15 protein-coding genes and 1 tRNA gene are annotated in these 16,661 nt (G+C 34.8%); 12 read left to right on the top strand and 4 right to left on the bottom strand.

The window, feature by feature from the left end; all coding sequences use genetic code 11:
• Positions 1–13 precede the first annotated feature (13 nt).
• The 10 genes from VB248_RS11910 (at position 14) to VB248_RS11865 (ending at position 10,873) form a co-directional block, all read left to right on the top strand.
• The gene (locus tag VB248_RS11910) at positions 14–1,105 is read left to right on the top strand and encodes a GumC domain-containing protein (RefSeq protein ID WP_323297005.1); all 1,092 of its coding nucleotides are present in this window, start codon (positions 14–16) and stop codon (positions 1,103–1,105) included.
• Positions 1,106–1,118: 13 nt separating this feature from the next.
• Positions 1,119–1,946: an ABC transporter permease gene (locus tag VB248_RS11905; RefSeq protein WP_323297004.1), complete on the top strand. Its 828-nt coding sequence runs from the start codon at positions 1,119–1,121 to the stop codon at positions 1,944–1,946.
• 90 nt (positions 1,947–2,036) lie between these two features.
• A complete protein-coding gene (locus VB248_RS11900; RefSeq protein ID WP_323297003.1) occupies positions 2,037–3,290 on the top strand; it encodes an ABC transporter ATP-binding protein in 1,254 nt (417 codons plus the stop codon).
• A 43-nt stretch (positions 3,291–3,333) separates the two neighbouring features.
• Positions 3,334–4,410, top strand: a complete 1,077-nt coding sequence (locus tag VB248_RS11895; protein ID WP_323297002.1) for a DegT/DnrJ/EryC1/StrS family aminotransferase — start codon at positions 3,334–3,336, stop codon at positions 4,408–4,410.
• Positions 4,411–4,417: 7 nt separating this feature from the next.
• Positions 4,418–6,469: an ArnT family glycosyltransferase gene (locus VB248_RS11890; RefSeq protein WP_323297001.1), complete on the top strand. Its 2,052-nt coding sequence runs from the start codon at positions 4,418–4,420 to the stop codon at positions 6,467–6,469.
• Between the two features lie 21 nt (positions 6,470–6,490).
• Positions 6,491–7,189, top strand: a complete 699-nt coding sequence (locus VB248_RS11885; RefSeq protein WP_323297000.1) for a WbqC family protein — start codon at positions 6,491–6,493, stop codon at positions 7,187–7,189.
• Between the two features lie 44 nt (positions 7,190–7,233).
• On the top strand, positions 7,234–7,896 hold the full coding sequence (locus tag VB248_RS11880) for an acetyltransferase (RefSeq protein WP_323296999.1): 663 nt from the start codon (positions 7,234–7,236) through the stop codon (positions 7,894–7,896).
• A gap of 176 nt (positions 7,897–8,072) precedes the next feature.
• Positions 8,073–9,017, top strand: coding sequence for a glycoside hydrolase family protein (locus VB248_RS11875; RefSeq protein WP_323296998.1), 945 nt, complete (start codon positions 8,073–8,075; stop codon positions 9,015–9,017).
• 13 nt (positions 9,018–9,030) lie between these two features.
• Complete coding sequence (locus VB248_RS11870; protein ID WP_323296997.1) at positions 9,031–9,855, top strand: phytanoyl-CoA dioxygenase family protein; 825 nt, start codon at positions 9,031–9,033, stop codon at positions 9,853–9,855.
• On the top strand, positions 9,848–10,873 hold the full coding sequence (locus VB248_RS11865; protein WP_323296996.1) for a glycosyltransferase family 2 protein: 1,026 nt from the start codon (positions 9,848–9,850) through the stop codon (positions 10,871–10,873). Before VB248_RS11870 ends, VB248_RS11865 begins: the two co-directional genes overlap by 8 nt.
• Positions 10,874–11,047: 174 nt before the next feature.
• Here the strand turns inward: VB248_RS11865 and VB248_RS11860 are convergent, their stop codons facing one another.
• Positions 11,048–12,313: an asparagine synthetase B gene (locus VB248_RS11860; RefSeq protein ID WP_323296995.1), complete on the bottom strand. Its 1,266-nt coding sequence runs from the start codon at positions 12,311–12,313 to the stop codon at positions 11,048–11,050.
• 159 nt (positions 12,314–12,472) lie between these two features.
• Here VB248_RS11860 and VB248_RS11855 point away from each other — a divergent pair, with 159 nt between their 5' ends.
• Both VB248_RS11855 and VB248_RS11850 read left to right on the top strand, forming a co-directional pair.
• Entirely contained in the window at positions 12,473–13,714 is a 1,242-nt protein-coding gene (locus VB248_RS11855; RefSeq protein WP_323296994.1) for an ABC transporter permease, read from the top strand.
• A 148-nt stretch (positions 13,715–13,862) separates the two neighbouring features.
• Positions 13,863–13,946: transfer RNA gene (locus VB248_RS11850), tRNA-Leu, on the top strand.
• A gap of 516 nt (positions 13,947–14,462) precedes the next feature.
• On the opposite strand, the gene VB248_RS11845 is transcribed toward VB248_RS11850, so the two are convergent.
• The 3 genes from VB248_RS11845 to VB248_RS11835 all read right to left on the bottom strand — a co-directional run bounded on the left by VB248_RS11845 (position 14,463) and on the right by VB248_RS11835 (position 16,642).
• Positions 14,463–14,708, bottom strand: coding sequence for a hypothetical protein (locus VB248_RS11845; RefSeq protein WP_323296993.1), 246 nt, complete (start codon positions 14,706–14,708; stop codon positions 14,463–14,465).
• Between the two features lie 205 nt (positions 14,709–14,913).
• Positions 14,914–15,153 carry a hypothetical protein gene (locus tag VB248_RS11840; RefSeq protein ID WP_323296992.1) on the bottom strand — a complete coding sequence of 80 codons (240 nt, stop codon included), beginning with the start codon at positions 15,151–15,153 and terminating at the stop codon, positions 14,914–14,916.
• Positions 15,154–15,199: 46 nt separating this feature from the next.
• Positions 15,200–16,642: a hypothetical protein gene (locus VB248_RS11835; protein ID WP_323296991.1), complete on the bottom strand. Its 1,443-nt coding sequence runs from the start codon at positions 16,640–16,642 to the stop codon at positions 15,200–15,202.
• Positions 16,643–16,661: the final 19 nt, after the last annotated feature.

Raw genomic sequence — 16,661 nt, 5'->3', positions numbered from 1 at the left:
TATTAATCAAATTATGTCAGAAATTCAATATACTCCTTTACCCGAAGACCAGTTTTCGTTTAAAGACATCATATTTAAAATCTTAAAATTCAAAAACCTATTAGTTTCAAACTGGAAAACCATTGTTTTGGTAACGGTTGTTGGGGCTGTTATTGGTTTAGCTATCGACTTTTTCAATAAAAAACCACCATTTTATACTGCCAAAATTGTTTTTAACATGGAAAACGGCGGTGGCGGAAGTGCTGGTGGTGGATTATCGGATTTAGCCAGTGCTTTTGGTATCAATACAGGTAGTGCGGCTTCGGTTGGACTGTTTGCTGGAGAAAACTTTTTAGAGCTTTTGAAGACCAAGAACCTTTACAACAGAGCTATTTTAGCAAAAGTAAAAGTAAACGGCAAAGACGTGATTTTTGGCAATTACTATCTTCAAAAAAGTGGTATTCGTGATTATGAAATGGAGGACGACGAAGAACTAAAAACTTTTCAGTTCAAACATAATACTTACGCAAAACTTACACCTAAAGAAAAATCTAAAGTACGTCTTATCCAAGAATTCTTGATGCCTGTAACTATGATTATGAACGAAAGTAGAAAAGCTTCTTTCATGACTTTACAAGTATCTACCAGAAATGATACACTTTCGTATTTGTGGGCAAATCTTTATTTAAAAACAGTGACTGATTTTTATAGAGAAACCAAAACACAAAAAACACAAGAACTCCTAACCTTGATTGAAAGAAGAGTGGATTCTCTTCGTCATGAATTATACGCTACACAAGGTGCAGCCGCACGTTTTGCCGACCAAAATCAGCAAATCATCGTTCAGCAAGGATTAATTCAACAGCAAAGATTAAACACCAATAGCTCGCAGTTGCAAGGAATGTATTTTGAAGCCGTAAGAAATTTAGATAATCTAAAGTTCTCGATGGTGAAAGAATCTCCTCTTTTAACAAGAATTGACGACCCTGAATTACCTATTTCTAAAGACCCCTCACCTAATTCTAAATCCGTAATAATTGGTGGAGTTTTAGGTTTCTTTTTATCTATACTCTATTTTGCGTTAAGGAAAACGCTTGTAGAACTAAGCAAAATTTCAACTACATAACAAAATTTAATTTATGCAAGAAATAGTTATTGAATCAGGAAGATCAGAAAAATATTACTGGCAAGATTTATGGAGATTTAGAGAATTACTTTTCATTTTAGCCATACGTGATATTACAGTTAAATACAAACAAACCTTTGTAGGAGTAGCTTGGGCAGTATTTCGCCCAGTGCTTACAGTATTGGTTTTTGTTTTTGCTTTTGATAAAGTGGCAAAAATAGAAAGTCATTCAGCTATTCCTCTTCAAATCATCATTTTTACAGGTGTAATCTTCTGGAACTTCTTCGCTATGTCTTTCCAGCAAGTAAGTAATAGTATTACTGGAAATGCCAATTTGGTATCTAAAGTGTATTTCCCAAGATTGCTGATGCCTTTGAGTGCCGTAGCTGTGCCTTTATTAGACTTTTTAGTTGGCTTTGTAGTAATGATTCCCTTCCTCATTTACAAAGGCTATACTCCTACTATTCATATCGTTTTTGTACCTGTATTCTTATTTTTAGCATTTTTAGCTTCATTCAGTTTAGGCGTAATTTTTGCTTCTTTGAACGTACAATTCCGTGATTTTCAACAAATTGTTCCTTTGGTAGTGCAGTACGGATTTTTTGTTTGTCCGATTGCCTATCCAATCACTTCTATTCAGCATTTTTCTTGGTATCCAATCTATCAATGGCTGAATCCCCTTTCTGGCATTATTGAAGGGTTTCGTTGGTGCTTAATTCCCAATTATGAATATTTTGAATGGAGTAATTTTATCCCGACACTCATTTTTGTAACGATAACCACTACTTTAGCAGTTATATTTTTCCGTAAAAAAGAAAATTCTTTCGTTGATTATATCTAAAATCACTTATCGCAACAAATAAGTATTGGCAAAAAGCCATGAAAATCAACGAACAATCTAATTAAAGAAACTGGAAAAAACTTTTTGAAAATGACAGTAATTGAAGCTGAAAATATAGGAAAAAAATATATCATCGACCATATCAAAAGTAATGCTCAAGGAAATACGCTAAGAGAAGTCGTGACTGATAAAGTAAGAAATCTTTTTACTAAAAAAGAAAAAGATCAAGTAAGTCACGAAGAATTTTGGGCATTAAAAGATGTGAGTTTTAAGATAGAACAAGGTGATAGAGTTGGGATTATTGGTTCTAATGGTGCTGGGAAATCAACAATGTTGAAGATTTTGAGTAGAATTACCGAGCCAACCCAAGGAAAAATTACCATCAGAGGAAGAGTAGCCAGTCTTTTAGAAGTAGGAACAGGTTTTCATCCTGAACTTTCTGGAAGAGAAAATATTTTCTTGAATGGCTCAATTCTTGGCATGAAACGAGAAGAAATCAAACAACATTTTGATGCTATTGTTGATTTTGCAGGAGTTGAAAAATTCTTAGATACACCCGTAAAACGTTATTCATCAGGGATGTACGTGCGTTTGGGTTTTGCTATTTCGGCACACCTTGAACCAGAAATTTTGATTGTGGATGAAGTATTAGCCGTTGGTGATGCTGAATTTCAAAGAAAATGTTTAGGCAAAATGAAAGATGCTTCTACTTCGGGTAGAACCATTTTATTTGTAAGCCACAACCTTACCGCCGTTCAAGGACTTTGCAATAAAGCGATGTATATGCAAAAAGGGCGATTACTTGAAATGGGCGAAACCAATCAAGTATTGGCAACTTATTTGAGCCATGTACAAAAAACTGCTCTTGAGTCTTGGTGGAATACACCAGAGGAAGCTCCCGGCAATGATAAAGCTCGTTTGAAAAAAGTAAAATTAGAGCCACAATTTGTAGGAAATCAGAAATTTATTGATGTAAGAACAGCATTTAAAATTCATATTGAATTTTGGAATTTCTTAGAAAATACCAATCTGAATATTAGCCTTCACCTCAATTCACTGACTGGTGAATGTATTTTTAATATCGGCACACCTTCTTTATCTTTTGAAAAAGGAGTTGTGTATGCCAGTTGTGAAATCCCTGCTGATTTTATGAACGACGGCTCGTATGCTATTTCTTTGATGATTGTAAAAGACAAAAGTACTGTCATCTATAATTTTGAAGAAGTATTGATTTTTGAAATAGAAGATTATAGAGAAGGTACTTCGTGGTATGGCAAGTGGCCCGGTTATGTTAGACCAAAAATTGACTTTCCAATTACTCAACTTGAATTAGAAAAATGTTAATAGGAAAAATATTTTTCATCCTTTTTTCCTTTAACATCAACAAATGATAAACGTTACAAAAACATATTTACCTCCTTTAGAAGAGTACCAAGCATATATACAAGGCATTTGGGAAAGAAACCAACTGACCAACAACGGCCCTTTAGTTCAAGAGTTAGAGCATCAACTCAAAGAATACTTAGGCGTAAAGCATTGTATTTATGTAAGTAATGGTACAATTGCTCTACAAATTGCTTTGAAGGTACTTAATATTACCAAAGAAGTAATCACCACGCCTTTTTCCTATTGTGCTACTTCTCACTCAATCATTTGGGAAAATTGCACACCAATTTTTGCCGATATTTCTGCCGATGATTTTTGTATTGACCCAGAAAAAGTAGAAGCACTCATCAACGAAAATACTGAAGCGATTTTGGCTACACACGTGTATGGAAATCCTTGTGAAGTAGATAAATTGGCGGCTATTGCCCAAAAACATAATATTAAGCTTATTTACGATGCGGCTCATGCTTTTGGTGTAAAAGTACAAGGAACTTCGCTTTTCAACTTTGGTGATATTAGTACTTGTAGCTTCCACTCCACCAAAGTATTTCATTCAACCGAAGGCGGAGCAATTTTCACCAACGACGACCAATTAGCGTATTTAATTGATAGTTACAGAAGTTTCGGACACAAAGGAGACACTTATAATACCATTGGCATCAATGCGAAAAATTCAGAATTTCATGCCGCTATGGGCTTATGTGTTTTACCAAAAGTGATAGAAATCATTGATGCTCGTAAAAAAATATTCCAACTTTACGACAGCTTGCTAAATTGGGACAAATTAGTAAAACCCGTTCTAAAAACTTCTTTTGAAAGAAATTATGCTTACTATCCAGTTTTTTTTGAATCAGAAGAAGTATTACTTGCTGTAAAGAAAGCTTTGGAAACAGAAGATATTTTCCCGAGACGATACTTCTACCCTTCCTTGAGTACGCTCAAATTTGTGACGGAACAAAGTAATTGTCCTATTTCAGATGATTTTGCTCCACGAGCTTTGGCTCTTCCATTGTATTATGATTTAGCACACGCTGATGTTGAAAGAATTAGTAAGATAATCAATAAAACTATTTCATAAAACCAAGATGACTTTCTTATATCCTATCATTTTCGCCATATTCGTTGGTTTTGTCTTTCGAGTATCGGCACGTGTTTGTCAGAAATCGTTAATTGACCTCATCGTTATTGCTTACATTGTTTTTTGTGGAAGTGTAATTCTTACAGGATTTACGCTTTCAGAATTACATAAAATGGACGACAGAAGATTTTGGGCTGTAGGAGCTTTCATTCCTGCCTTTATTTTCTTCATCCAATTCAGTAAGTTTTTCGGGAATGATAGAAAAGAGAATTTCACCGTTTTTCAAATTATCGGCAGCAGAATTCAAGCCGTTTGGAATTGGTTTGGTAATCTTTCAGTTTTCTTAAAAGTTATTTTTGGTGGACTCTTCCTAACGCTTGCCGTTATAGAAGTAACTGATTTCTTACTGATTTGCTACACGCCACCCAATGAATGGGACAGTATGACGGGACACTTGAACCGTTTATTGTACTATATTCAACACGGAACGATGGACCATTTCGGCGGAACAAACTGGAATATAGATACTTACCCAAGAAGTGCCTGTACGATTCAACTTTATACTTATTTGATGTCTGATAAAGTTGAGAACTGGTTTAAATCAATTCATCATGCTGCTTATTGGGTAATTGGCTTTGCTACTTTCGGTATTGTAAGAAGTATTACTAATAATCTTTCCGCAAGCTTTTTTTGTGCTTTGGTAATATTACTTCTGCCAGACGTACTCAAGCAGTCAATTACTACTGAGTCTGACATTGTACTTGCTTCGTACTTGAGCTGTTTGGTCTATTTTCTATTTAGCTTCAATGAAAAAAAGAAAAGAAGATATATTTATTTGGCTGGTATAAGTTTCGGAATTGCCCTTGGACATAAAATTACATTTGTATTTTCGTTGCCTCCTGTCTTTTTAATTTTACTTTATACTGTTTTCAAAGACGAACAAAAGCAGATTTTTGGAGGTTTTTCGCTCATTCACTTCAAGCATTTAGTTGTGGCTTTTGTGTTGGGTTTTGTGTTGTTCACATTACCATCAGGATATATTCCAAATATCAGAGACTATCATCATCCGATTGGTCCGCCGACAGCTTTGCGTCATCAATCAATTGACAGAGCAGGGCCGAAATCAAATCTCATCAAACAGGGTACTCGTAATGTGGCACGTTATGCCATTGATATGATTAACCTTGATGGATTACGCAACTGGGAAGAAGGCGAGAAAATCAACCGTTGGATGAAAAAACCAATTATTTGGTTGGAAAAAAAGGTTTTAAAAGCTCGTTTGGAAGAAGAAACCAATTTTACCATTTTTCCTTTTGCTTACAATAAGCGTTTTGAATTTTATAATGGTAGTCCGTGTTGGGGTATTTTTGGTTTTGCCTTAATTATTCCACTGGCTTTGCTGGCACTTGTTCGAGTAATCAAGACCAAAGAAGTATATGTATATTTGGGTTTAGCCTTTGTTTTTCATTTTATCGCACTTGCCTACACAGCCCCTTACGATGCTTGGAAAGGACGATATATGATTAGTACTGCTGTTTATGCAGTACCATTTTTAGCTTTACTTTTTACAGGAAAATACTCGCTTGAAAAGCCCAATCATGTGATTTTGAAATCTTATGTTAGTTTTGTGGTACTTGTAGGCATTATGTCGGCTCTTTTAGCTGTATTCTTGAATTATAGATGTTTACCTATAAGAGCTTACGGAAGAGTTTCAGCTTTTGAAATGACAAGAATCGAATTACAAACCGAGGCTCGTCCTGATATTACAAAAGCCTACGAAAATTTCAATAAACTTGTACCACAAGATGCAACCGTGGCTTTGGGGACAATCAACGACGACTATGAGTATCCACTTTGGGGCGATAAATTGACTCGTAAACTGATTGTTTTGAATCCTTTTGAACAAGGACTTCGACCAATTCCGAAAGAAGCTGATTATTTATTCTTTGCCAAAAGTGTGATTAAACCGCAACCCGGAGACATCCGTTTAGGCACAGATACATTGATGAAAAATGTAATTGTAAGAGGCGAAGACTATTACCTCCGCAAATTACATTAATCACCTAAAAACCGTTTTTTTATGAAAATTGCGATTATGCAACCTTATATATTTCCCTATATCGGGTATTTCCAACTGATTAATGCCGTTGATAAATTTATCATTTACGACGATGTGAATTTCATTAACAAAGGTTGGATTAATCGTAACAGAATTTTAGTAAATGGTAAAGACAGCCTTTTTACCATTCCTTTGAAAGAAGCAAGTCAGAATAAATTAATCAATAGCATAGAAGTAAATTGGGACAGTGCTTGGAAGAGTAAATTTCTAAAAACCATTGAACAAAGCTATAAAAAAGCACCGCATTACCAGCAAGTACTTCCTTTGATTGAGGGTTTATTGAATACCGAAAAAAGTATTTTTTCAGAGATTATTTTTGAAAACTTAACGCAAGTTTGTCAATATTTAGAAATAAAAACTGAAATTGTTCCGAGTTCAAGTATTTATCACAATACACATCTGAAAGCTCAAGAAAGGATTATTGATATTTGTGTGCAGGAAAAAACCGATACTTATATCAATCCAATTGGTGGTTTGGAACTTTACGACAAAGCCGCTTTTCAGGCAATTGGCAAAGAATTATTTTTTATCAAAAGCAAAGCCATTCGTTACACTCAATTCAAAAATGAATTTGTACCTTGGCTTTCTATCATTGATATTTTGATGTTCAATAGCCCCGAACATATATCAACATTACTAAACGACTATGAATTAGTATAAATCAGCTTCTGATTTACAATCAACTTTCTAAAATACTTTCGAAAATGGCAAAAGTAATAATTTTCGGCACTACGCTTTCAGCAGAACTTGCACACTTTTATTTAAAGTACGATTCTGAACACGAAGTAGTGGCTTTCACAGTAGAAAAAGAATACTTGAAAGAAAAAGAGTATAAAAATCTTCCAGTAATTCCATTCGACGAAATCAACGAAATCTATCCTCCAGAAGAATTTCAGCTCTTCGCTCCGATGACTGAACTCAAAATGAACCGAGTTCGTGAAAGAATTTATAACGAAGGTAAAGCAAAAGGTTATAAATTTATTTCATATATCAGTTCAAAAGCGACTGTTTTTCCTGAAGCTCAAATCGGGGAAAATTGCTTTATTTTGGAAGACAATACCATTCAGCCTTTCACAAGTATTGGTAATAACTGTGTACTTTGGAGTGGTAATCACATTGGTCATCATGGTGTTATCAAAGACCACGTTTTCTTTACTTCTCATGTAGTTTTGTCAGGAAGATGTGTAGTAGGCAATAATTGTTTCATTGGCGTAAATGCAACTATTCGTGATGGTGCAGTTCTGGGCGAAGGTACTTTGATTGCAATGGGAGCAAATCTAACTAAACAAAAAACAGAACCTTGGTCTATTTGGAAAGGTAACCCTGCCGTTCCTGCTAATATTTCGAGTAAGGATATTAAGATTTAATAGCTGTGAGCTATCAGCACTGAGCTTTGAGCTTTTTTGATTCAGTTTTTTAAGTAAATCAAATTTTAGCAAAACTATATCAATTGACTTTACTAACTCATGAAAATAATTAAATACTTAAAATACTAATCACCAATTACTATTTACCAATCACTACTTAAACCTCAATAAATCAAATGAATTGGATTAAGAAAGGACATATTTACACACCAGACGGGTCGATAAGTTGGAGTAAAAGCCATGCACAAGTACCAATTTGTGACTATGCTCCAGATGAAAATAAAATCAGAATTTACTTTTCTACTCGTGATGAACAAGGAAGAAGTCATCCTAATTTTATTGAAGTAGAAGCCAACAATCCGCATAATGTTCTTTTTGAAAACCGTGAACCATTCATTGAATTAGGTAAAAAAGGTACTTTTGATGATTGTGGAGTAATGCCTTCGTGGATTATTGATTATGACAACAAAAAGTACTTGTACTATATCGGTTGGAATGTACGAAATACCATTCCTTACCACAATGCTGTCGGTTTGGCGATTAGTGAAGATGGCGGCAAAACTTTCCAAAAGCTTTCAGAAGGCCCACTTTGGGACAGAGATTATATTGAACCACATTATTCGGGTACTTCCTGTGTATTGATTGACGACAATGGTATTTGGCGAAATTGGTATTTGTCATGTACTGAATGGCGAGAAGTAAAAGGAATTATGGAACCTCGATACCATATCAAATACGCAGAATCGACCAATGGCATTGACTGGGTACGAAAAGGACGTGTGGCGATTGATTATAGAGACAACGATGAAGCGGGTATTGTAAAAGCTTCTGTGATTAAAGAAAACGGCATTTATAAAATGTGGTATTCGCACAGAAATTTCAATGATTATCGGATTGATGCTACTCAAAGTTACCGAATTGGTTACGCAGAATCTTCTGACGGCATCAAGTGGGATAGAAAAGACGAATTAATGACGATGGACATCAGCAGTAATCCAGCAGATTTTGATAGTATGATGTTGGCATACCCACACGTATTGCCTATCAATAATCAACTGCACATGTTTTACAATGGCAACGGTTTTGGAAGAACAGGAATTGGTTATGCTGTTTTAAATTAAAATACATCAAACAATGGTAAATTTTCAAGAATTTAAAGAAACTGGTTATCAGATTGTTAGAGGTCTTTTTGCGGTAGAAGAAATAGACAAAATTCGTGAAGACGCAAAGCAAATTTTTGTCAATCAAATGAAATATTTGAACTATCCTGTGGATGAAATTCAAACTGAAATTGATTTTAATAAATTGTTATTCAGATTATTTGAAGAACATCCAGACAGATTAATGGCTTGCGGAAAACATATTCAGCACTTAATTTCGTTGCATAAACTTTCTTTAGACGACCGTTTAGTTGATAATTTAAAAAAATTAGGCATTGAATTTCCAAACGTTTGTACTCGTCCTGTGATGTTTTTCAACGCTCGCAAATTGGCGAAAAAACAAGTGTATTGGAAAACTGACGCTCATCAAGACTGGCGAAGCATGCAAGGTTCACTGAACTCTATTGTAGTTTGGGTTGCTTTAGCGGATATTGATATTTCATTGGGAGCTTTGGAAGTAATGCCAAACAGCCATAAATTAGGACTTCAAGCTACGCAGATGGTTGATTCTTTTGGAGTAATCCCTGATGAAGTATTAGCACAACAGCAAATCGTACCCGTTGAAGTAAAAAAAGGCGATGCTTTGTTTTTCTCTTCATTTTTGATTCACCAATCTGGAAATAATTCAACCGAAGATGGCATCAGATGGTCTTGTCATTTTAGATACAACGATTTATCTGAACAAGCTTTTATTGAAAGAGGTTATCCGCATCCCTACGTTTATTATCCAAATCCAGACTTGATAACGCCAGATTATCCTCAGGCAAAAGACATACTTAACTATTTTGTGAATGAATAAAGTACAGCCATCCTCACCTATTGAAGTAAGTGTTTTTATCACGGTTTATAATCATGGTAAATACTTGCGTCAATGCTTAGATAGTCTTGTGAGTCAGATTACAAATTTCAATTTTGAAATTGTAGTCGGAGAAGATTGTTCTCCTGACGATTCAAGAAGTATCGTGATTGAGTATGCTTCAAAATATCCAGCTTTAATAAAAGCCCTTCTTTGGGAGAAAAATCAAGGCACAAAAGAATGTCCAGGTAAGGGGAATTTTACACAAACTTTCTACCAATGCAAAGGCAAGTATATTGTTTACATTGAAGGTGACGATTATTTAACCGATAATTATAAACTTCAAAAACAATATGATTTTCTGAATGCTCACCCCGAAAGTTCGGCTTGTTTTCATAATGCCATTATGTCTTATGAAGATGGTTCAGACATGGGGCAGAAGTTTATCAATCCGCCCGACCAAAAAGATAAAATCTATCCCGAAGATTTACTTACGCAAAAGGAAGTTTGGTTCATGGCAACCGCCAGCGTGATGTTTCGGAGAAATCTGATTGGTGAAAAATTTCCAGAATGGTTTTTAAAATCAAAAAGTGGAGATATACCAATTTATATTTTACTCGCCAATCAAGGCTACATCGGCTATATTCCTGATGTAATGTGCGTTTATCGAAGACATCAAGGTGGTTTGAGTTATACTGATAGTAATTACAGTGAAGTATTTATTAAAAACAGACTTTTCATGTATTCAAACATCGACAAAGAACTGAATTTTAAATATACACATTTGATAAAACCCATTTTAGGGGAATATTATTTACTGATGGCGAACGTTTTCAAACTCAAAAATCAGTCTTTAGCATCGCTATATTTTGCTATTATTTCACTGTATTTGACAAAGCCTAACAATAGCGAACATTTAAAATTTGTCTTACAAAGCTTTATATTTCCAGAAACATTCATGAAAGTATATGCTAATGTAAAATGGAAAATAGAAACATTATTTACAAAAAAAGGCTCTTGAGAAGAGCCTTTGTAAAGTAATTGGGAATATATTATTTGGGATTTACGATTTCTGATTTCGGAATTCGTCTATAATAGATGTAATTTGAATTAAATTCTTCTGAAAAATTGTTTAAAAAGATCTTTATCCGACCTAAAAAAGCCTAAATTAGAAATTTAAAAAACCAATCACTTATTAGGTTTTTTGCTTTTTCTTCTTTGCAGCCGGAAAAAGTACATTATTGAGTATCAAACGATAACCTGCCGAATTTGGGTGTAAATTCAAATCTGTTGGCTCTTCATTCACATAATGGCGATAATCTTCGGGGTCGTGACCACTGTAAAATGTCCAAAAACCTTTCAAAAAAGTACCGTGAATATATCGAGCTTCATTCAATGAACGATTTTCCCCCAATACGATTACTTCGGGTTTTAGCAAATCTTTTCTGAATGAAGTAGTTTGTCCCATAAAACCATGAATGGTAGTTTCATGATTTTGGGTAAGCATTGTAGGAATTGGATCCCATTTTGCAGAAAACTGAAACAAATTAAAAAAATCTTTCTCCTCTCCTACTGGTCTGCTTTCGTTGGGAAAAGCCTCAATATTTGAAAACTCAACAATTTGAGGATGATAAACTAAATTAAAATTTTGAAAAGCAAAGGTCTTAGAAAAATCTAATTTAGCGTCAGCATCATGGTCGTAGCCGTCGCCATCATACATCGCATCTACAATATCAATTCCTTCAGCAGCTAAGGCAATATCATAAGTATCTGTTGCCGTACACATCGCAAACATATAACCTCCCCCTGCAACAAACTCTCGAATTTTTTTAGCAACGCCCAATTTCAATTCTGATACTTTATCAAAACCATACTTGCGGGCATTTTTTTTATCTTCTCTCAACTGTGCCTGGTACCAACTTTGTCCACTTTGATTCAAAAATTTACCCATTTGTCCTGTAAAATCCTCATGATGCAAATGTAACCAATCATACTCAGGAAGTTTACCATTCATCACTTCATCGTCGAAAATCAAATCATAAGGAATCTCTGCATAAGTCATTGCCAAGGTAACGGCATCATCCCAAGGTTGAGCTGTTTTAGGTGAATACACAGCCACTTTTGGCGGTTTTTGCAGTTTTACAACATCCATATTTACATCAGGGCTACTTACTTCTGCTCTGATGGCAGCGGCATCGCCTTCTGAAATTACTTCATAACTTACTCCACGAATCACCAATTCATTTTCAAATTTCTGAGCTTGCGGAAACATAAAAGCACCTCCACGATAATTCAACAACCACTCTACTTCTGTTTCATGGTTTTTCAAAATCCAAAAAGCAATACCATAAGATTTCAAATGATTTTTTTGGGTTTCATCCATTGGAATTAATATTTGCGATGCCCACAAACGACTCGAAAGCAATAAGAATATGATAAGCGGAAATATTAGCCTTTTCATTGGTGAAGTTTTTTGAGTTCTCTGAACTAAATTTGTTATTGTAAACGATAAACGAATTTAGCATATTATTCGTGCTAATCACAGTGAAAAACCTTTAATCAATCATTGATATTCAATTTTATTTTATCTGAAATTCTCTTCGTTTGAACATACACAACTATGAATTTATTAGAAAATTTTCGTGAAGGAATGCGTTCGATTCAGGCAAATATGCTTAGAACTACGCTTACAGCACTAATTATTGCGATTGGTGTAACAGCTTTGGTGGGTAGCCTTACCGTTATTGATGGGATTCAAAGTTCAGTAAACAACAGCTTTGCAGGGCTTGGAGCAAATGCTTTTGACCTTAGAAACCGTGAGATTTTTAAAATCAGAAAAGACGGTGAAAAAGAGAAAAACTATCCACCAATTGATTACCGTGAAGCAAAACTTTACAAAGAGAAATTCGGACATTCTGCCATTATTGGTATTAAAACCAATGTGAGTATGTCGGCAGAAGTAAAATTTGAGTCAAAAAAGACCAATCCTAATTCAAGAGTAATGGGAACTGATGACCATTTTATGGACATTAAAGGTTATAAAATCTCTGCTGGTAGAGTGTTTTCAACTAATGATTTACAATTAGCTACGAATGTATGTATCGTAGGAGTTGATATTGTTGACCAACTTTTTGGGAAAAAAGGAAATCCTTTGGATAAAGAAATTAATATTCTCGGGCAAAAATTTAAAATTATTGGACTTTTAGAGAAAAAAGGAAGTATGATGGGCGGTGGCGACGATAGAGTAATTTTTATGCCACTCGAAACAGGTAGAAAAATGGCAGAAGGCAGGTCGCTTACTTTTGATATTGTTACTTCTGTGCCAAATATTACTGATATTGATAATGTAATGGAGGAAGCTCGTGGCGTTATGCGAGTGGTTAGAGAAGATAAAATTGGTCAGCCAGATTCATTCTCAATCGAGCGTTCGGATTCATTGGCTAAACAATCAGAAAGTATTACTGGGATTCTAAGAGTAGCAGGCTTTGGCGTAGGATTCATTACTCTTTTAGGAGCAGCCATTGCCTTAATGAACATCATGTTAGTTTCAGTAACAGAGCGTACACAAGAAATAGGCATTCGTAAATCTTTAGGAGCTACTCCTTATTTAATTCGCTTACAATTTTTGATTGAAGCCGTTGTCATTTGCCTTTTGGGCGGTTTGGGCGGTATTGTTTTAGCCATCATTATTGGTAATTTATTTGCACAATTATTAATGTCAGGCACTGCAAGCTTTATTATTCCATGGTTTTGGATGTCGATTGGTATTAGTGTTTGTGTAATTGTAGGTTTATTTTCTGGAATTTATCCTGCATACAAAGCTTCTAAGCTTGACCCGATAGAATCTTTAAGATATGAATAATTTTTTTTCAAATTTAATGATTCCATAACCATTCTAATTATCAGAATGTTAAGGAAACCTTACAAAAAAAGTTTCAGTTTTATTCAAATTTAGGGTTGTGTAGTCCAAAAACATCACTTATCTTTGCATCAAGTTTGAGAAATCAAATGCCCAGATGGCGGAATTGGTAGACGCGCTGGTCTCAAACACCAGTGCCTTCATTGGCATGCCGGTTCGACTCCGGCTCTGGGTACTTTGTAAAATCCTAATTACTTAATTATCAAGTAGTTAGGATTTTTTATTTAATAATAGCTAAGCGAATTGCTAAGCGAATTTTTATTTTACTATATTCCAACATCATAAAAACCCCTTCAAATCCTTTCCCGAAAACCACCCTAAAACAAAAAATAGACTGATAACTAAATCTAATTCTCTATCTAAAACTATTCTTTAATTTTCAAATTCTACTTAAACGCCATTTAAACACTACTTAAACAAATCCCTTCATAATTTCACGGCTAAACAGACCAAAAAAGCATTTTCCTATTATGTGAATAAGTACTTTAAATCAAATAGTCTATTTAATCTATAAGAAAACAAGCAATAAAGATGTACTAAATGGTAATATTCTTATTCCTCCACAAATTCAAAACAAGCCTAAAAAGCTTTAAAGGCAATTTAAGCCACAAAATCAATTAACACTCACAACCACCGCCCCCAAACAAAAAAGCCGTACAAAATGCACGGCTTTTAGTAATTCTTATTTTTCTCATTTGGCAACTGTCAACAACTCATTTATTTGTCTGGTTTGCTCGGCACTAATATCAAGCTCACTTAAAGCCGACTTTAGCAACACAAACCAAAAAGTTTCATAGTCATTTATCGGAATATCTTTATTACTTAGCATTACCATTAACAACTCTGAAAAAGTCTGATTCATCATTTGCCAATCTCGGAAAGGATTTTCAACACTTTTAATCGTGATAACTATTGAATCTTTTGTGAAATGTACCATTGCTTTACTTTGTTTTTTAGGAGTTAAAAAAAATACCCTGTCTTAGCTGTCCTACCGTTACAAAGTGAACGGCTGGGGGCTTTCGCCTACCCACAGCATAACAGGGCAATATCATTGCAATTAAATATCTTATCATAATACTTTGTAATTTTAGGAATCACAAAGTTTAATACCTATTTCCACAAATCCAAAAACAGCAAAGATTTTATTTTCCTTTAAAGGCTCGTTGTTCCCAATACTCTTTTGAAGGAACAACCCCTTTCTTTTTGTAAAATGGGGTTTTATAATTCATAAATGTACAGTAAGCCAAGAAATGACCATATTTTTTTAATACAACTCTAAGAAAATAAGTGTCTGGTCGGTCGTAATTTTCAACTTTCCAATTATCATAGAGATTCATAATAAAATCTACTGTTTTTTGATAGTTTTTTCCGTTGTATGACATTGTTTTACATCTAATGTTAAATTGTATCTAAATCAATTAAAGTACTTTAAAGCGTAATTTGCATATTCTCAGCCGTCAATTCCTCCAACACCTCAACTGCATCCTTTCCCGTGAGCAGTTCCCCGTGGTGTGCATGGCTCAAATCTTGGTATAATGCTGGTTCTGGTTCGTTTGGCAAAATTTCAAGGCTGACAATCGTATTTAACAAACCACGGTGTACGGCAATCTCTGAACTATGCAGAATATCCGAAAAGGTTGATTGGTTAAGGTCATCTAAATTTTTGTACGTAACCCGTAAGAATTGATTATTTACTTTAGCTCTCATAATTTGGGCTTTTAAAGTTCGTCTTTTGTTACTGTCTTTGTTTCTACATTGCTTTGCGTTCGGGTTTGTACTTTTCCTACAAAACAGGCTGTTTTTTCTACTACCTATTATTTCCTTTCCGCACGTCTTACAATACCGTTTATCAATCGTCAATTTTAGGCTTTTCCCGTCTTTTTTCTCTTTATTGTCTCTATTCTCTAAAAAGTGGTTTTGTAACGTTTTCACACTATATACAAGTGGTGAAAACATTACGTTTTTATGTGCTTCACTTACTGAAATATTCGTGTAAATGTTACTTCTTTGGAGTGCTTCAATTGGTTCAATAAAAAGGGTTTTCCATTCCTCTAAAACTCTTTCTTTTAAATCTTTCTGATAATCAAAAGCCTTGCATTTTTCCAAGATTCTACTAAGCATGATTCTTTTATCAAATCGTTGCTTTGGCGTGTAGTCCTTCCAAGTGTAGGGCTTTCCCATTGCATGAAAGTTAATCTTTTGCTTTTTGGTCAAACTGGATAAATCAGAATCAGTGGGAATAAATACGGTATCATCCAAAGCACCTATTAACAAATCAAGCAAAGGGTTTACTTTGGTTTTATCCGTGAGGTCTGATAAAGTTACAATACCGTATCCCTCTAAATCTTTCATCCTGCTAACATGGTATTCAACCCGAATAATATTTTCATCCAAGCCACAAACAAAACCTTTGTCATAAATTTTAAACTCATAGTTTTCCCGAACGCACACCACACCGTTACGCCTACTCTTTGCAATGGCTTCATAAGGCTTGTTTTTATTCACTACTACCGATTGAATAAGCTTTTGTACTGGATAGGGCAATTTGATATTTACGCCAAACTCCAAAGAGTGTAATACTGCTTGTTTCGGGTCAATGCCAAACACTGTAAACAGTTCTTCAATAACCGTGACGCAATGAGTAACAGTAAAGCGGTCATAATTGTGCTTTCCGTTGTTCCTATACTTGTGAATTGAACCACTCAACAACATTGTATAACCACCCGATTTAGCGGAGGGCAAAAGCTTGAAGGTTAAGCCCTGATACTCTGCAATACGTTTTTTTCTCAATACTTCGCCTGTACTCTCAACCACCTCCAAAGGAAAGCCCGAATCCTGCAAAAGAGGGTTTAAAAGCCAAACTTTAGGCAATAGATTTTTACACTCTATG

Source organism: Arcicella rigui (assembly GCF_034929435.1).
In the GTDB taxonomy this organism is placed as follows: Bacteria; Bacteroidota; Bacteroidia; order Cytophagales; family Spirosomataceae; genus Arcicella; species Arcicella rigui.
Note: the sequence above shows the minus strand (reverse complement) of the source record. Positions and strands in the feature narration are given on the sequence as shown.